Raw genomic sequence first — 18032 nt, 5'->3', positions numbered from 1 at the left:
TAGAAATTTTAAAGAAAGGTAATTCATGTCAATTATAAAAAATTTGTGGTGGTTCTTCAAACAAGAAAAAGTGCCCTATCTTATCGGTATTCTTTCTCTTAGTTTAGTAGCCCTTTTGAATTTGATTCCTCCCAAAATCATGGGATCAGTGATTGATGGTATCACAAGTGGACATTTAACCAAAGATGACTTGTTAATACAGTTGTTTTGGCTCTTATTAGCTTCAATTGCCATGTATGTCTTAAGGTATATTTGGAGAGTTTGTATTTTTGGGACCTCTTACCGTTTAGGAAGAATCATGCGTTTTAAATTGTTCGATCATTTTACCAGGATGTCTCCCTCTTTCTATCAAAAATATCGAACAGGTGATTTAATGGCTCACGCCACTAATGACATCAACTCTTTAACCAGATTGGCCGGGGGAGGGGTTATGTCAGCAGTGGATGCTTCCATTACAGCAATTGTCACCTTAGTCACCATGTTTTTTAGCATTTCATGGCAGATGACTGTCATTGCAGTCTTGCCTTTGCCCTTAATGGCTTATGCTACTAGTCGTTTGGGACGAAAAACTCACAAAGCATTTGGAGAATCTCAGGCAGCCTTTTCTGACTTAAATAATAAGGTGCAAGAAAGTGTATCAGGTATTAAAGTTACAAAATCCTTTGGTTACCAAGTTCAAGAATTGGACTCTTTTCAATCAATCAATCAAAAAACATTCCAGAAAAATATTAAAACCATGACTTATGATGTCATGTTTGATCCTCTAGTGCTTTTGTTTATTGGGGCTTCTTATGTATTGACCTTATTTGTAGGAGCTTACATGATCAAAGCCCAAACCATTACCATTGGTAATCTTGTCACCTTCATTACTTATCTAGACATGTTAGTTTGGCCCTTAATGGCTGTAGGCTTCCTATTCAATATGATTCAACGTGGTTCTGTTTCCTATGAACGTATTGAAGAGCTCTTAAATCAAGAATCTGACATCAAAGATCCAGAAAATCCTATTAAAACCATTCAAAATGGACAACTTAAATATGATATTAAGGCTTTTCAGTACAGTGACGAAGAAACACTCAGAGACATTCATTTTGCTCTTGAAAAGGGACAAACTCTCGGTTTAGTTGGTCAAACAGGATCTGGGAAAACGACCCTTATTAAACTCTTGTTAAGAGAATATAATGTTACAGAAGGTTCTATTTCATTAAATGGTCATCCGATTGAGAATTATCGTTTAAAAGACCTAAGACAATTAATTGGCTATGTGCCTCAGGATCAATTTTTATTTGCGACTAGCATTCTCGAAAATGTTCGATTTGGGAATCCGGATTTGTCAGTGGAAGCTGTTCAAAAGGCTACCAAACTCTCTCACGTTTATGAGGATATCCTGGCAATGCCAGATGGTTTTAACACCTTGATCGGTGAAAAAGGTGTTTCCTTATCTGGAGGACAAAAACAACGACTTGCCATGAGTCGCGCAATGGTTTTAAATCCGGAAATTCTTATTTTGGATGATTCCTTGTCAGCCGTTGATGCGAAAACGGAATTTGCTATTATTGAAAATCTTAAAGATACCCGCAAAGATAAAACAACTATTATTACGGCACACCGTCTCAGCGCCGTTGTACACGCTGATATCATTTTAGTCATGCAAAATGGTCGCATTATTGAACGTGGTCGCCATGAAGACTTAATTCAAAACAATGGTTGGTATGCCAAAACTTATGTATCACAGCAAATGGAAATGGAGGTGGAAGGAGATGTACAAGGCTAGTCAGTGGCAAGTGTTCAAACGTTTGATGTCTTATTTAAAACCATATAAATGGCTGACAGCGGCAGCTCTAAGCCTATTACTTTTGACAACAGTTGTTAAAAGCTACATCCCTTTAGTAGCCTCTTACTTCATTGATCATTATTTGGATCATATGAATCAGACTGCTTTTTTGATACTGATTGCCTATTATGGTCTCTATCTATTGCAAAGTTTTATTCAGTATTTTGGAAATCTATGCTTTGCTAAAGTTTCTTATAGCATTGTAAGAGACATTAGAAGAGATGCATTTGCTAACATGGAACGTTTAGGAATGTCTTATTTTGATAAAACGCCTGCTGGCTCAATTGTTTCTCGTATTACAAATGATACAGAGGCCATCAGTGAGATGTTTTCTGGTTTATTATCTAATTTTATTTCAGCTATCTTTATTTTTACCGTAACTCTTTATACCATGTTAACTTTGGATGTCAAACTGACAGCTATTATCCTGATTTTTCTGCCTTTTATTTTTATTTTAGTCAATGCCTATCGCAAAAAATCAGTTCAGGTTATTGCTAAAACGCGTAGCCTTTTGAGTGATATTAATGCTAAATTGGCTGAAAGTATTGAAGGTATTCGGATAATTCAAGCCTTTGGTCAGGAAGAGAGATTAAAAGATGAGTTTGAGTTAATCAATGAAGAACATTTGACCTATGCTAATAAATCTGTAGCCTTGGACAGTCTCTTTTTAAGACCAGCAATGTCATTATTAAAATTATTGGCTTATGCCGTTTTAATGACCTATTTTGGCTTTAAAGGGATGCAAGGTGGATTGACGGCAGGTATTATGTACGCCTTTATTCAGTACATCAATCGTCTTTTTGATCCACTGATTGAGGTGACACAAAATTTTTCAACCTTACAAACCTCGATGGTTTCTGCTGGCCGCGTCTTTAAGTTGATTGATGAAGAAATTTATGAGCCCGCACAAGACGGACAGGTAATGGAAGTAGAACAAGGTGATATTGAGTTTAAAAATGTCTCTTTTTCTTACGATGGTAAACAAAAGATACTGGATCAGATTTCCTTTAAGGTTAATAAAGGTGAAACAATCGCTTTTGTTGGTTCTACCGGTTCGGGGAAATCATCTATCATTAATGTTTTTATGAGATTTTATGAATTTCAGGAAGGCCAGGTCTTAATAGATGGCATAGACATTCGTCGCTATAGTCAAGAAGCATTGCGACAATCCATTGGTTTAGTTTTACAGGATCCATTCCTATATCATGGAACAATTGCTTCAAATATTAGAATGTATCAAGATATTAGCGATCAAGAGGTAAAAGCAGCGGCTGAATTTGTGGATGCAGATCAATTTATCCAAAAATTACCAAATCAGTATGATGCCAAAGTGACAGAACGTGGGTCAAGTTTTTCTACTGGACAACGACAACTATTAGCTTTTGCACGAACAGTAGCAAGTAAACCTAAAATATTAATTTTAGATGAGGCAACAGCTAATATTGATTCAGCAACAGAAGAGATAGTTCAAAGGTCACTAGCTAAAATGCGACAAGGTCGAACAACCATTGCTATTGCTCACCGATTATCAACCATTCAGGATGCCAACTGCATCTATGTTCTAGATAAAGGTAAAATCATAGAAAGTGGCCGTCATGAGGAACTGCTTGAAAAACAAGGGACTTATTACAAAATGTATCAATTGCAAGCTGGCATGATGGACAATGCATAAACAACTAGAATTTCTAGTTGTTTTTTAGTGCTTCAAACATAGCAAGACTAGTAAAGCAAGACTTAAAAAGGGTAAAAAAGGAATTTTTCTTTTTTTCTGGACAAGACAAAAGGCTAAGCCTAAAATGCTAGCAATTTGGATAATCCAGAGTGTCATTTTCAGATTGTAGACTAAGGCTATGCTAGCTAAATAGAGGAGATCTCCATTTCCGATAACTGCTGGCCAAATGGTGCATAGTAAGGCTATCAAAAGAAAGAAGAAGACGAGCAAGTTCCATTCATAGAAAGGAAGAAGTATCATAAAAGAAAAAATCCAGATTATAAAAGGGTAAGATTGTGTCTTCATATCGTAGAGTGATAAAAGGATGGAAATGGAAATCATATAGACATCTATCCATGATAAAAAAAGATGTTGCTGGGCACACCAAAAGATGAGACCCATGACTAACTCAATCAAGCTATAAACTGGAGAGACCCGCTGCTTACAAAAAGCACATTTAAAGCCTGTCATTAAGACAGAAAAAATAGGTATCAACTGCTGTGCTTTTAGTGAATGCTTACAGTTGTCACAATGACTTGGCGGCCAAATAATTGAGTTTTCAGGGAACCTATTCCAAATAACCCCCATAAAAGAACCAAGACTTGCTCCTAAACAAAAAAATAAAATAGGTATCATACTTTTACTTTCGAAAAAATAACACTATTTTCATAAAAATTAGGAAAGCGATTGCCTTATCATCTTGAAATTGAGATTAGAATTTGCTAAACTTTAAGTATATGAAAACACTATTTGATGTGCAACAATTACTGAAACATTTTGGCATTTACATTTATATTGGTAAGCGTCTCTATGACATTGAAATGATGAAAATTGAACTTCAACGCTTATTTGATAACGGCTTAATTGAAAAAAATGATTACTTAAATGCGGAATTAATTTTGCGACGTGAACATCGCTTAGAATTAGAAAAAGAAGGACGAAAGAATGAGTCATAAATTATTAGGAATTGATCTTGGTGGAACAACCATTAAATTTGGAATATTGACACTTGAAGGTGAAGTGCAGGAAAAATGGGCCATCCAAACGAATATTTTGGAAAACGGAATGCATATTGTTCCTGACATTGTTGCCTCAATTAAACATCGTTTAGAGATGTATGGGTTATCTAAAGACGATTTTATCGGTATCGGCATGGGTTCCCCAGGTGCTGTTGACCGGACCAAAAATACAGTCACAGGTGCTTTTAATTTGAACTGGAAAGACACTCAAGAAGTTGGTTCTGTGATTGAAAGCGAACTTGGTATTCCATTTGCCATTGATAATGATGCCAACGTAGCTGCGCTTGGAGAACGATGGGTAGGTGCCGGTGATAATAACCCAGATGTTGTCTTTATGACGCTAGGTACTGGTGTCGGCGGTGGTATCATTGCGGATGGGAATCTCATTCATGGTGTAGCCGGAGCAGGTGGCGAAATTGGTCACATGATTGTGGAACCAATGAATGGTTTTGCTTGTACTTGTGGTTCTTACGGTTGTTTAGAAACAGTTGCTTCTGCTACTGGAGTAGTGAAAGTGGCTCGACTCTTAGCTGAAAGTTATGAAGGTAGTTCGGCAATTAAAGCCGCAATTGATAACGGTGAAGAGGTAACAAGTAAAGACATTTTTGTGGCTGCTGAAGCGGGGGATACTTTTGCAGATTCTGTTGTTGAAAAAGTGGCTTTTTATCTTGGACTAGCATCAGCAAATATTTCAAACATCCTAAATCCAGATTCTCTTGTCATTGGTGGTGGCGTCTCTGCAGCAGGTGAATTTTTAAGGTCCAGAATTGAACGTTATTTTATGACTTATACTTTCCCACAAGTAAAAGCTTCAACCAAAATAAAAATTGCAGAACTTGGCAATGACGCTGGTATTATTGGTGCAGCTAGTCTTGCACGTCAGTTCATTAAAGAATAGGAGAAAAAATGTCAACAGTTACACTAATTATTTGGGGACTATTATTTGCAACATTAGCTTATTTTGCATGGAACTATTTTGCCTTTAAACGTATGGCACAGCAAATTGATAATGATACCTTTAAGGAAATGATGCATAAGAGTCAAATTATTGATTTGAGAGATCCAGCTGCCTTTAGAAATAAACATATTTTGGGTGCTAGAAACTTCCCTTTACAAACTTTCGATGCCTCTATTAAATCCTTACGCAAGGACAAACCAATCTTGGTATATGAAAATGCAACAAGTCGAATTGCACCAAGTGCTCTCAAAAAGTTAAAAAAAGCAGGATTTACTAACTTGTACTTATTGAGAGATGGCATTGATTATTGGGACGGTAAAACAAAATAATAAGGAAAGAGAAATCAGTATGAACTGGTTTCTTTTCTTTTTTTAGAATATTTTCATGTAAAAAACATTTGTAGACCTGAAAACATTTACAATTTGTCAATCTCTGTTTTTTGAAAAAAATTGTGATATACTTGTTTAGTTAAAAATATATTATGCTACAAGAGGAAAACATGACAGAATTAAGAAACGATATCCGTAACGTTGCCATCATCGCCCACGTTGACCACGGAAAAACAACATTAGTAGATGAGTTGTTAAAACAATCTCACACCCTTGATGAACGAAAAGAGCTCCAAGAGCGTGCGATGGATTCCAACGATATTGAGAAAGAACGTGGTATCACAATTCTTGCCAAAAATACCGCTGTTGCATACAATGATGTTCGTATCAACATCATGGACACACCAGGTCACGCGGACTTCGGTGGTGAAGTAGAACGTATCATGAAAATGGTTGATGGGGTTGTCCTCGTTGTTGATGCATACGAAGGAACAATGCCACAAACACGTTTTGTTTTGAAAAAAGCATTAGAACAAGATTTAGTTCCTATTGTCGTTGTTAATAAAATTGATAAACCATCTGCTCGTCCAGCTGAAGTTGTTGATGAAGTTTTAGAGTTGTTTATTGAGTTAGGAGCTGATGATGAGCAATTGGAATTCCCAGTTGTTTATGCATCTGCTATTAATGGAACATCATCGTTATCTGATGATCCAGCTGACCAAGAGCATACTATGGCTCCAATCTTTGATACCATTATTGATCATATTCCAGCACCGAAAGATAACTCTGATGAACCATTACAATTCCAAGTGTCATTACTTGATTATAATGACTTTGTCGGTCGTATCGGTATTGGTCGTGTTTTCCGCGGTACCATTAAAGTTGGAGACAATGTTACCTTATCTAAATTAGATGGTACAACAAAAAATTTCCGAGTGACAAAACTATTCGGTTTCTTTGGTTTGGAACGTCGCGAAATTCAGGAAGCAAAAGCAGGTGATTTGATTGCAGTATCTGGTATGGAAGATATCTTTGTCGGCGAAACAATCACACCTACAGATGCCATTGAGCCATTACCAATTTTACGTATTGATGAACCAACTCTCCAAATGACTTTCTTGGTTAACAATTCACCTTTTGCGGGACGTGAAGGTAAATGGGTAACTTCTCGTAAAATTGAAGAACGCCTTTTAGCGGAATTACAAACAGACGTGTCACTTCGCATTGAGCCAACAGATTCACCTGATAAATGGACGGTTTCTGGTCGTGGAGAGCTTCATTTAGCTATTTTAATTGAAACCATGCGTCGTGAAGGTTATGAATTACAAGTGTCGCGTCCAGAAGTTATCATCAAAGAAATTGATGGTGTTAAAATGGAGCCATTTGAACGTGTTCAAATTGACACTCCAGAAGAATACCAAGGTGCCATCATTCAATCCCTTTCAGAACGTAAAGGTGATATGTTAGACATGCAGATGGTTGGTAATGGCCAAACACGTTTGATTTTCTTAATTCCAGCTCGTGGATTGATTGGTTACTCAACTGAGTTTCTATCAATGACTCGTGGTTACGGAATCATGAACCATACATTCGACCAGTATTTACCTGTTGTCCCAGGTGAGATTGGTGGTCGTCACCGCGGAGCCTTGGTTTCAATTGATCAAGGTAAAGCAACAACATATTCTATCATGCGTGTCGAAGAACGTGGAACCATTTTCGTAAACCCTGGAACAGAAGTTTACGAAGGAATGATTATTGGTGAACACTCTCGTGACAATGACCTTGGTGTTAACGTGACAACTGCGAAACAAATGACCAATGTGCGTTCTGCTAATAAAGACCAAACATCTGTTATTAAAACACCACGTATTTTAACTCTTGAAGAATCTTTAGAATTTTTAAATGATGATGAATACATGGAAGTAACACCTGAATCTATTCGTTTGCGTAAGCAAATTTTAAACAAAGCAGCGCGTGATAAAGCTAATAAAAAGAAAAAATCAGCTGAGTAATTAGTATTCAGAAATGATTAAGAAACATAAGATTTTTAAAAAGTTATCTTTTTAAAAGTCTTTTTGTGTCTTATCTTGAGATTTGATTTAGAATGAGAGGCCAGATTGTTCTATTTAATTATAGCCATATTAATTCTATCCTATTACATCTTTATGGCACCGAAAAGTGTTCGTAATACATTAACCATGATAGGTTTGGTTGCTTTAGTGGCTTTACTTATCGTTCTAGCAGGAATGAGTGTCCTTAAAATTTTGCAAACACCACCGGAAATCTTTATTGTTCTTGCCATGATTGCCTTGGCATATTTTTCAATTAAAGATATTCTCAATCTGCCAAAAAAATAAGGAGAAGAACGACGGAACTCTTATGAGTTCAGTCGTTCTTTTGATGTCATCTTACAATTGCTACCATTTGCTAAACCTTGAAAAAGCAAGAAAATAAGGGTAAAATAGATAGGAATTAGAATAGGTAGAGTGGTTATATGAAAGAATGTAAAACGTTTAATAACAAAAAAGTATTAATTCTAGGTTTGGCAAAATCTGGTGAAGCTGCTGCAAGATTGTTGTCTCGTTTAGGTGCTATTGTCACTGTCAATGATGGCAAAGCTTTTGAAGAAAATCCAGCAGCTCAATCTCTTTTAGAAGAAGGCATTAAAGTGGTTTGTGGTAGTCATCCATTGGAGTTGTTGGATGAAGACTTTGCAGTAATGGTTAAGAATCCTGGCATTCCTTATCAAAATCCAATGGTAGAAAAAGCTCTTTCTAAAGGTATTCCGGTATTAACTGAAGTGGAGCTAGCTTATCTTATTTCTGAGGCCCCGATTATTGCTATCACTGGCTCAAATGGAAAAACAACTACAACAACCATGATTGCAGATGTTTTAAATCATGGAGGAAAATCAGCCTTACTTTCAGGTAATATCGGCTTTCCTGCTTCTGAAGTGGCAATGACTGCAAGTCAAGATGATATCCTCACTATGGAACTGTCTTCATTTCAATTGATGGGAATCAAAGACTTTCACCCTCACATCGCACTGATAACTAATCTGATGCCAACACATCTTGATTACCATGGTAGTTTTGATGCTTATATCCAAGCTAAATGGAACATTCAAAACAATATGACAGCTGATGACGTGCTCATTTTGAATGCAGAGCAAGAGCAAACAAAAGAACTGGCACAAAAGACACAAGCAAGCTTGGTCTACTTTTCAAGTAAAGAAAAAGTTGAAGGAGCTTATCAGGAAGATGGCAAACTCTTCTATAAAGGGGAGTATATTATGGATGCCCAATCTTTAGGTGTGCCTGGCTTACATAATGTTGAAAATGCTCTAGCAACTATCGCTGTTGCCAAACTTTCTGGTATTTCGAATCAGGCAATTGCTGAAACCTTATCAAGTTTTGGTGGTGTAAAACATCGTTTACAAAAACTTGGAACCATCAAGGATGTCGCTTTTTATAACGATAGCAAATCAACCAATATTTTAGCCTGTCAAAAAGCCTTATCAGGTTTTGATAATAATAAGGTGATATTAATTGCTGGAGGACTAGACAGAGGTAACGCATTTGACACTTTAATTCCCGATATAAAAGGCTTGAAAAAAATGATTCTCTTGGGGGAATCTGCCGAAAAAATGAAAGTGGCAGCTGAAAGTGCGGGCGTGGGTTATCTAGAGGCAAAAGATGTGGCTGACGCTACCAGAATTGCCTTTGAACAAGCGCAACCAGGAGATATTATCTTATTAAGTCCTGCAAACGCAAGTTGGGATATGTATCCAAATTTTGAAGTTCGTGGTGATGAATTTATCGAATCCTTCCAACAATTAAAAGGAGACACGGAATGACCAAACGGATACTTTTTACAGGTGGAGGGACAGTTGGTCATGTGACTTTAAATCTGATATTAATCCCAAAATTCCTTAAAGATGGTTGGGAAGTTCATTATATTGGTGATAAAAAAGGCATAGAATACCAAGAAATTCAGAAGTCAGGATATCCTGTGACCTTCCATGCTATCAAGACTGGCAAGTTAAGACGGTATTTTTCATGGCAAAACTTGATTGATGTCTTCAAAGTTGCTACAGGGCTACTACAATCTCTTGTCATTATAAATAAGGTCAAACCACAAGCCTTGTTTTCAAAAGGTGGATTTGTATCAGTTCCACCGGTTATTGCCTCAAGACTGATGGGAGTGCCCGTTTTTGTCCATGAGTCTGATTTATCAATGGGCTTGGCCAATAAAATCGCCTTAAAATTTGCTTCAACCATGTATACAACATTTGAATCTCAAGTAACAAATCCTATAATCAAACACATTGGAGCCGTTACCAAAGTGTCAAAAGAGAGTGGAAACTATTTGCCTGAATTATCAGATATTCAGAATAAATTCAACCCTCAATTTAAGACGCTTCTCTTTATTGGTGGGTCAGCAGGGGCAAAAGTTTTTAATCAATTGATCACAAATAATCCTGACTTAACAAAAGCCTTTAATGTGATTAACATAACAGGTGATTCACAATTAAATGAACTGTCACAAAATCTCTACCGTGTTGACTATGTGACGGATTTATATCAACCTTTGATGCAATTAGCAGATCTTGTTATTACGCGTGGAGGATCGAATACCCTTTTTGAACTTTTAGCGATGCAAAAACTACATTTAATTGTTCCATTAGGAAAAGAAGCCAGTCGTGGAGATCAACTGGAAAATGCTAACTATTTCGAAAAGCAAGGTTATGCGCGTCAGCTATCGGAAGAACTACTCAACCCTGAGACCTTAATAAGTGAGGTTCATTATTTACTGGAACATCAAGATCAGTTTAGAAAGGCTATGTCAGAATCACAAGAAATCAAATCACCCGATGTGTTTTATGATTTGTTAAAAAATGATATAAGCTTGAAGGCAAAAGGAAAATAAATGTCCAAAAAGAAAAACTCACCAACTGAAAAAGAGCCAATAGTCTTAACAGAGTGGCAAAAACGAAATCTTGAATTCCTTAAAAAAAAGAAAATTCAGGAAGAAGAAGAAAAGAAACTAAAAGAAAAATTAGCAAGTGAGAAGAAAGCGCAACTTCTCCAAAATAACCTGACAGAGGAAACACCTGAAGACAGTTCTAAAACGTCATCAGATGATAAAAAAGAACAAGCAACTAAGAAAAAAGAAAAGCCTCTAAAGGTAAAAAAAGAAATGAGTCAAAGACAAAAAGCCTTTGTGAAGGCTTTGCCTGTTCTCAGCATCAGTTTATTCTTTTTGTTAGGTTCTCTCTTTTTCTTATCTCCATATAGCAAAATGAAAGATTTTGCAGTGGTGGGAAATAAACATACCACCTTAGCGGAATTGAGTGAACAAAGTCGCATTAAATCAAGTGATTATTTTTTGAAAGTCCTCTTTTCTGCTCAAAAATATGAAAAAGCAATTATGACATCTAACCCTTGGGTTAAAGATGTTTCTTTAGACTATGCCTTTCCAAATCATTTTACTTTCAATGTCAAAGAATACACAATTATTGCCTATGCACAGGTTCAAGAAGGATTTCAACCTATTTTAGAAAATGGTGTTCGAGTCACTGTAGTCAATCAAAGTCAGCTTCCAAAAGATTATTTAATTATCAATTTGGAAAATGAAAAAGCAATCCAAGACTTAATCAAATCCCTTACAACACTACCAAAAAAATTAGTTGAAGATATAAAATCTATTTCTCTAGCAAATTCCAAGTCAACGGCTGATTTGTTGATTATTGAAATGCATGATGGCAATACTGTTCGAGTACCTCAGTCGCAAATTGAAAAAAAATTACCTTACTACCTCAAAATAAAAAAACATTTAGAAGGTACAAGTATCGTTGATATGGAAGTGGGTATTTATTCAACAACCAGTGACATAGAAGCAAAACAAGCAGAAGTTAGCAAATCAAAAGCAGAAGAAAATCAAGCCAATTCTTCAGAAGCGCAAGCGGAAACGGAAACAACTAATCCATCTATAGCTACCGATCCAAGTACAAACACACAGGAACAAAATCCGACGGATGTATCAACGCAACCTACCTCTGAAACAAGTACCGATCAAACAGAACAATCTAGCGCTTCAATCGATTAAAAAAAGTTGGTAGAATTGACTTCTAGAGCAATTCATTAAATTGACAAAAAAGATTAAGTTTATATAACAAAATGCGTAAAATGTTATCATTTTACGTTTTTTTGTGATATAATATGCACTGAATAATTCTGTTTTTGACAGTATTTAGAATAGTAAAAGTTTGGAAAGATAGTGAGGTCAAGTGAATGGCTAGAAATGGCTTTTTTACTGGTTTGGATATAGGAACTAGCTCGATTAAAGTTTTAGTAGCAGAATTTATTTCAGGCGAAATGAACGTTATTGGCGTTAGTAATGTCCCTAGTACAGGCGTAAAAGACGGTATAATTATTGATATTGAAGCAGCTGCGGTTGCTATTAAAACAGCAGTAGAACAAGCAGAAGAAAAAGCAGGAATGACCATTGAGAAAATCAATGTCGGTCTACCAGCTAATCTTCTTCAAATTGAACCTACTCAGGGCATGATTCCGGTGCCAAGCGAATCAAAAGAGATAAAAGACGAAGATGTTGATAGCGTTGTGAAGTCAGCACTTACAAAAAGCATCACACCAGAACGTGAAGTTATTTCATTGGTACCTGAAGAATTCATTGTAGATGGTTTCCAAGGTATTCGTGATCCACGTGGAATGATGGGAATTCGCCTTGAGATGCGTGGCTTGATTTACACAGGCCCAACCACTATTTTGCATAATTTACGCAAAACAGTTGAGCGTGCAGGAATAAAAGTAGAAAATATTATCATTACACCACTTGCAATGGCTCGTTCAGTTCTTAACGAAGGCGAACGCGAATTTGGTGCGACTGTCATTGATATGGGTGGGGGTCAAACGACTGTGGCCTCAATGAGAGCACAAGAGTTACAATACACTAATATCTATACTGAAGGTGGCGACTACATCACTAAAGATATTTCTAAGGTTCTTAAAACATCAATGTCAATCGCTGAAGCATTGAAATTCAACTTTGGCCAAGCCAATGTGAATGAAGCAAGTTTGACTGAGACCGTTAAAGTGGACGTTGTCGGCAGTGAAGAGCCAGTTGAGGTGACCGAGCGCTACTTGTCAGAAATTATTTCTGCTCGTATCCGTCACATTTTAGATCGTGTTAAACAAGATTTAGATCGTGGACGATTACTTGACTTACCTGGTGGAATTGTTTTAATTGGTGGTGGAGCAATCATTCCTGGGGTTGTTGAAATAGCTCAAGAAATTTTTGGCACAACTGTTAAATTGCATGTTCCAAACCAAGTTGGTATCAGAAATCCAATGTTTGCCAATGTGATTAGCTTGGTTGAATATGTTGGAAAAATGTCTGAAGTTGATGTTTTAGCACAAAGTGCGGTGTCTGGAGAAGAACTCTTAAGACGCAAACCAGTTGATTTTTCAGGACAAGAATCATACATTCCAAACTACAACGAATCTAACCAAACACAAGTTCCAAATTATAGTACTGCTAATCAAAAACCACTTGAGTATGGGACACAAGAACCTGCTACACCGAAACCAGGAATCACAGAACGCGTTCGTGGTATATTTGGAAGCATGTTTGATTAACAGTTGAATAAAAGTATAGTAATAAAGTGAGGATATAAAATGGCATTTTCATTTGATACAGCATCAGTACAAGGTGCAATCATTAAAGTTATTGGTGTAGGTGGCGGTGGTGGCAACGCCATCAACCGTATGATTGACGAAGGGGTTGCAGGCGTTGAATTTATCGCTGCAAATACAGATATTCAAGCCCTTAGCTCATCAAAAGCAGAAACTGTTATTCAGTTAGGCCCTAAATTAACACGTGGTCTTGGTGCGGGAGGTCAACCTGAGGTTGGTCGTAAAGCAGCTGAAGAAAGCGAAGAAGCTTTGACTGAAGCTATGACTGGTGCAGATATGGTATTCATTACAGCAGGAATGGGTGGTGGATCAGGTACTGGTGCGGCCCCAGTTATTGCACGCATTGCAAAAAGCTTAGGTGCCTTAACCGTAGCTGTGGTAACCCGTCCTTTTGGATTTGAAGGTAACAAACGTGGCAACTATGCTATTGAAGGTATCCAGGAATTACGTGAACAAGTTGATACGTTATTAATTATTTCGAACAACAACTTACTTGAAATCGTAGATAAGAAAACACCATTATTAGAAGCCCTTAGTGAAGCTGATAATGTTCTTCGTCAAGGTGTACAAGGTATTACCGATTTGATCACTAGCCCAGGTCTTATCAATCTAGACTTTGCCGATGTCAAAACAGTTATGGCAAATAAAGGGAATGCATTGATGGGTATTGGTATTGGTACCGGTGAAGAAAGAATTGTTGAAGCGGCACGTAAAGCAACTTACTCACCACTTTTGGAAACAACAATTGCTGGTGCTGAAGATGTTATTGTCAATGTAACTGGTGGATTAGATATGACTTTAACAGAAGCTGAAGAAGCGTCAGAAATTGTTGCACAAGCTGCTGGAAATGGTGTAAACATCTGGTTAGGTACTTCAATTGATGATACAATGAATGATGAAATTCGCGTAACAGTTGTTGCTACAGGTGTTCGTCAAGAAACAGCTGATCACGTTTCAGGTTTCCGTTCTCAACCTCGTACCTTCTCTCAAGGAAATGCACAACAAGCTGGTGCTCAATATGCAAATGAGCATGCTCAACAATCTTCACAACCAAATTTTGAACGTCAGACAAATTTTGATTTCGATATGGCAGAAACTCGTGAAATGCCAAGAAATCAAGTCAGAAATTCAAAAGCAAACCAAAATCAAGGTTCTGCCTTTGGAAACTGGGATTTGAGACGTGACAATATTTCTCGTCCAACCGAGAGTGAGTTGGATAAACAATTAAATATGTCAACATTTTCAGCATCTGTAAATGAAGAAGATGATGATGAATTAGAAACACCACCATTCTTTAAAAATCGTTAATTCGCATTAGAAATGATGAGTCTAAAAGAAAACAAAGAAGCAGTATTTAAAGCTGTGAATGAAGCAACACTATCTGCGGGGCGTTCCGAGGATAGTGTATCAATCATAGCTGTTACAAAATATGTTGATTCGGATATTGCTAGACAACTTGTCGATACTGGAGTAAGGCACATAGCTGAAAACAGAGTTGATAAATTTCTAGATAAATATAAGGCGTTAAAAGATTGTCAGCTAACATGGCATCTTATTGGAAGTCTTCAAAGACGGAAAGTTAAAGATGTTATTAACTATGTTGATTATTTTCATGCTTTAGATTCAGTTTCTTTAGCAAAAGAAATTCAAAAAAGAGCTGAACATCCAATCAATTGTTTCTTACAGGTAAATGTTTCTGGTGAAGAAAGTAAACATGGCTTTGCACCTGAGGAAGTTTCTCATGTATTAGATCAATTAGCTGACTATGATCAGATAAGATTGATTGGTTTAATGACAATGGCCCCTTTTGAAGCAGATCAAAGTACCATTGCTGAGATTTTTAAAGAAACAAATCAATTACGACAACGATTGCAAGCAGAGAATAGAAAGAATATGCCCTTTACAGAGTTGAGTATGGGGATGAGCAATGATTTCCCCATTGCCATTCAAGAAGGTGCAACTTTTGTAAGAATTGGTACTTCTTTCTTTAAATAAATGGAGAAAAAGATGGCATTTAAAGACGCAATTAATAAGATGGTATCCTATTTTGATACAGATGAGGTTAATGAAGTCGAAGAAGAAGTTACTGCTGCTAAAATGGAAGAACCAGTAGTGCAGGAACCTAAACAAAGACCAATTCCGTCTCAACAAACGTCACGACAAAGTCAAAATCCAGCTATGAACAGACCAACAGTTGCAAGAAGTCAGCAGACCGAGAGTGATTCACTGCCAACTTATCCAAATAGACAGGAATCAATTGACAGACGATCTAGTGGTAGGGAATCGGTAACTGCTTCAACTGCTCGTCGGGAGACTTATCAGGCACAAACAACCGTTCAAGAAGGTAAAACAACAATTGCTTTGAAATATCCTAAAAAATATGAAGATGCTCAAGAAATTGTTGATTTATTAATTGGAAATGAATGTGTTCTGATTGACTTTCAATTCATGCTTGATGCTCAAGCTAGAAGATGTCTTGACTTTATTGATGGTGCAAGTAAGGTACTTTATGGGACTTTACAAAAAGTGGGTTCTTCAATGTATCTGTTGACCCCATCAAATGTATCTGTTAATATTGAAGATATGAATATCCCAAATCATAATCAAGATTTTGGCTATGATTTTGATATGAAGAGACGGTAAACAATGTTATTAATCTTAGTTTTATTGTTAAATCTTATCAAAGTATATTCCTATTTACTTCTTGGCTATGCTTTGTTATCCTGGTTTCCAGGGGCATACAATACCTGGCTTGGAAGACTGATTTGTCAATTAGTTGAACCCATTTTAAATCCTTTTAAAAAATTACCATTACAATTTGCAGGAATTGACTTTACTGTATTTGTAGTCATGATTGCTCTTAATTTTTTAAGTGAATTTTTAATTAGGTTGTTATTAAGATGATAAGTCAAAAAAATATTTACCAACACTTTCATCCTGAAGAAGCCCCGTTCATTGAAAAAATGATGGATCAACTTCGACGTGTAGAGGATAATTATCTCCTACATGTTACAGATTTTTTGAATCCCAGACAGATCGAAATTGTTAAAATCTTATCAGCAAGTATGAATATCACTTGTTTTTCGTCAAGTGATCATTACCATACTGAGTATGGACGTGTCATTCTTGCACCAGATTATTATCAGCTAGATCCACTTGATTATGACATTTCATTAGTAGAAATTTCATATCATTCAAAATTTAATACTTTGACGCATGCGCAAATATTAGGAACCTTAATTAATGAATTAGGCATAAAAAGGTCAATGATTGGTGATATTTTGGTTCATGATGGTTTTGCCCAACTGATGGTGAATCGACAATTCTTACATTATTTTTTGGGAAATATTCAAAAAATTGCAAGAGTCAGCGTCAATTTAAAAGAAATCGATCTTAATAGCTTACTTCTTGTCCAAAAAGAAGAGTCTCTTATCGATATAACTCTTTCAAGTTTAAGGATTGATCGTCTGATAGCAAGTGTTTTGAAACTTTCACGTAGTCAAGCTATTAAATTAGTTGAATCTGAAAAGGTCAAAGTGAATTATCGAATCATAACTAAGAGTTCAGATAGTATAGCTATTGGCGACTTGGTTAGTGTTCGTGGATTTGGAAGATTCAAATTGTTACAAGATAATGGCTTTACCAAAAATGGAAAGTACAAAATAACACTAAGCAAAACATTGCACAAATAAGGAGATAAAATGGCACTAACAGCACTTGAAATTAAAGATAAGACGTTTAAAACGAAATTGCGCGGTTATAGCGAAGAAGAAGTTAATGAATTTTTAGATATCGTCGTTGAAGACTATGAAGCTTTAGTGAAGAAGACGCGTGAGCAAGAGTCAAAAATTAAAACACTCGAAGAAAAATTATCTTACTTTGACGAAATGAAAGAATCACTTAGTCAATCTGTTATTTTGGCTCAGGAGACTGCTGAAAAAGTAAAAGCATCTGCTAATGCTGAAGCAAGTAATCTAGTAAGTAAAGCTAACTATGATGCCCAACATTTATTAGACGAATCTAAAGCTAAAGCTAATCAAATGCTTCGTGATGCAACGGATGAAGCTAAACGAGTTGCCATTGAAACAGAAGAATTGAAACGTCAATCACGTGTTTTCCATCAGCGTCTTATTTCAGCCATTGAATCACAATTAAGCTTAGCTAATTCCTCAGAATGGGATGAGTTATTGCAACCAACAGCTGTTTACCTTCAAAATTCTGATGCTGCATTTAAAGAAGTCGTTAAGGAAGTTTTAAATGAAGATATTCCAGAGGCTGATGATAGTGCTTCATTTGATGCTACACGACAATTCACACCTGAAGAAATGGAAGAATTGCAACGCCGTGTAGATCAAGGTAATAAAGAATTAGACGCTGCTAATGCAGAAAAAGATTCATCTGATTTTGACCAGCCTGAGATTAACCTCAACGAAACACAAACATTTAAATTAAATATTGAAAAATAA

The 18032-nt window shown here is 36.4% G+C and carries 18 protein-coding genes; 17 read left to right on the top strand and 1 reads right to left on the bottom strand.

The window, feature by feature from the left end; genetic code table 11:
• Positions 1-25: 25 nt before the first annotated feature.
• Positions 26-1774 carry an ABC transporter ATP-binding protein gene (locus tag DQM95_RS06960; RefSeq protein WP_111685984.1) on the top strand — a complete coding sequence of 583 codons (1749 nt, stop codon included), beginning with the start codon at positions 26-28 and terminating at the stop codon, positions 1772-1774.
• Positions 1761-3506 (top strand): ABC transporter ATP-binding protein, encoded by a 1746-nt coding sequence (locus DQM95_RS06955; RefSeq protein ID WP_037591763.1) that lies wholly within the window; start codon positions 1761-1763, stop codon positions 3504-3506. Before DQM95_RS06960 ends, DQM95_RS06955 begins: the two co-directional genes overlap by 14 nt.
• A 24-nt stretch (positions 3507-3530) precedes the next feature.
• Here the strand turns inward: DQM95_RS06955 and DQM95_RS10225 are convergent, their stop codons facing one another.
• Positions 3531-4181 carry a prepilin peptidase gene (locus tag DQM95_RS10225; protein WP_037591764.1) on the bottom strand — a complete coding sequence of 217 codons (651 nt, stop codon included), beginning with the start codon at positions 4179-4181 and terminating at the stop codon, positions 3531-3533.
• Between the two features lie 101 nt (positions 4182-4282).
• Here DQM95_RS10225 and DQM95_RS06945 point away from each other — a divergent pair, with 101 nt between their 5' ends.
• The 15 genes from DQM95_RS06945 (at position 4283) to DQM95_RS06875 (ending at position 18032) form a co-directional block, all read left to right on the top strand.
• Positions 4283-4501: a YqgQ family protein gene (locus DQM95_RS06945; RefSeq protein ID WP_037591765.1), complete on the top strand. Its 219-nt coding sequence runs from the start codon at positions 4283-4285 to the stop codon at positions 4499-4501.
• The gene (locus DQM95_RS06940; protein ID WP_037591767.1) at positions 4491-5462 is read left to right on the top strand and encodes an ROK family glucokinase; all 972 of its coding nucleotides are present in this window, start codon (positions 4491-4493) and stop codon (positions 5460-5462) included. Before DQM95_RS06945 ends, DQM95_RS06940 begins: the two co-directional genes overlap by 11 nt.
• Before the next feature lie 8 nt (positions 5463-5470).
• Positions 5471-5851 carry a rhodanese-like domain-containing protein gene (locus DQM95_RS06935; RefSeq protein WP_037591769.1) on the top strand — a complete coding sequence of 127 codons (381 nt, stop codon included), beginning with the start codon at positions 5471-5473 and terminating at the stop codon, positions 5849-5851.
• Positions 5852-6021: 170 nt separating this feature from the next.
• Entirely contained in the window at positions 6022-7863 is a 1842-nt protein-coding gene (gene typA, locus DQM95_RS06930; RefSeq protein ID WP_037591771.1) for a translational GTPase TypA, read from the top strand.
• Between the two features lie 105 nt (positions 7864-7968).
• Complete coding sequence (locus DQM95_RS06925) at positions 7969-8208, top strand: DUF3165 family protein (protein ID WP_012658769.1); 240 nt, start codon at positions 7969-7971, stop codon at positions 8206-8208.
• 137 nt (positions 8209-8345) lie between these two features.
• Positions 8346-9707 (top strand): UDP-N-acetylmuramoyl-L-alanine--D-glutamate ligase, encoded by a 1362-nt coding sequence (murD, locus tag DQM95_RS06920; RefSeq protein WP_037591773.1) that lies wholly within the window; start codon positions 8346-8348, stop codon positions 9705-9707.
• Positions 9704-10780, top strand: coding sequence for a UDP-N-acetylglucosamine--N-acetylmuramyl-(pentapeptide) pyrophosphoryl-undecaprenol N-acetylglucosamine transferase (locus tag DQM95_RS06915; protein ID WP_037591774.1), 1077 nt, complete (start codon positions 9704-9706; stop codon positions 10778-10780). The genes murD and DQM95_RS06915 overlap by 4 nt, the downstream gene beginning before the upstream one ends.
• Entirely contained in the window at positions 10781-11959 is a 1179-nt protein-coding gene (locus DQM95_RS06910; RefSeq protein ID WP_111685983.1) for a cell division protein FtsQ/DivIB, read from the top strand.
• A gap of 185 nt (positions 11960-12144) precedes the next feature.
• Positions 12145-13509, top strand: coding sequence for a cell division protein FtsA (gene ftsA / locus DQM95_RS06905; RefSeq protein ID WP_012658765.1), 1365 nt, complete (start codon positions 12145-12147; stop codon positions 13507-13509).
• A gap of 39 nt (positions 13510-13548) precedes the next feature.
• Positions 13549-14874 (top strand): cell division protein FtsZ, encoded by a 1326-nt coding sequence (ftsZ, locus tag DQM95_RS06900; protein WP_037591776.1) that lies wholly within the window; start codon positions 13549-13551, stop codon positions 14872-14874.
• Between the two features lie 12 nt (positions 14875-14886).
• On the top strand, positions 14887-15561 hold the full coding sequence (locus tag DQM95_RS06895) for a YggS family pyridoxal phosphate-dependent enzyme (RefSeq protein ID WP_172455883.1): 675 nt from the start codon (positions 14887-14889) through the stop codon (positions 15559-15561).
• 12 nt (positions 15562-15573) lie between these two features.
• On the top strand, positions 15574-16209 hold the full coding sequence (gene sepF / locus DQM95_RS06890) for a cell division protein SepF (RefSeq protein ID WP_012658762.1): 636 nt from the start codon (positions 15574-15576) through the stop codon (positions 16207-16209).
• A 3-nt stretch (positions 16210-16212) separates the two neighbouring features.
• The gene (locus tag DQM95_RS06885; RefSeq protein WP_012658761.1) at positions 16213-16470 is read left to right on the top strand and encodes a YggT family protein; all 258 of its coding nucleotides are present in this window, start codon (positions 16213-16215) and stop codon (positions 16468-16470) included.
• Positions 16467-17258 (top strand): YlmH family RNA-binding protein, encoded by a 792-nt coding sequence (locus DQM95_RS06880; protein ID WP_012658760.1) that lies wholly within the window; start codon positions 16467-16469, stop codon positions 17256-17258. The genes DQM95_RS06885 and DQM95_RS06880 overlap by 4 nt, the downstream gene beginning before the upstream one ends.
• A 9-nt stretch (positions 17259-17267) precedes the next feature.
• Positions 17268-18032, top strand: a complete 765-nt coding sequence (locus DQM95_RS06875) for a DivIVA domain-containing protein (RefSeq protein WP_037591780.1) — start codon at positions 17268-17270, stop codon at positions 18030-18032.

This window comes from Streptococcus uberis, assembly GCF_900475595.1.
Taxonomy (GTDB): Bacteria; Bacillota; Bacilli; order Lactobacillales; family Streptococcaceae; genus Streptococcus; species Streptococcus uberis.
The sequence above is the reverse complement of the archived record's forward strand: the minus strand, read 5'-3'. Positions and strand labels throughout refer to the sequence as shown.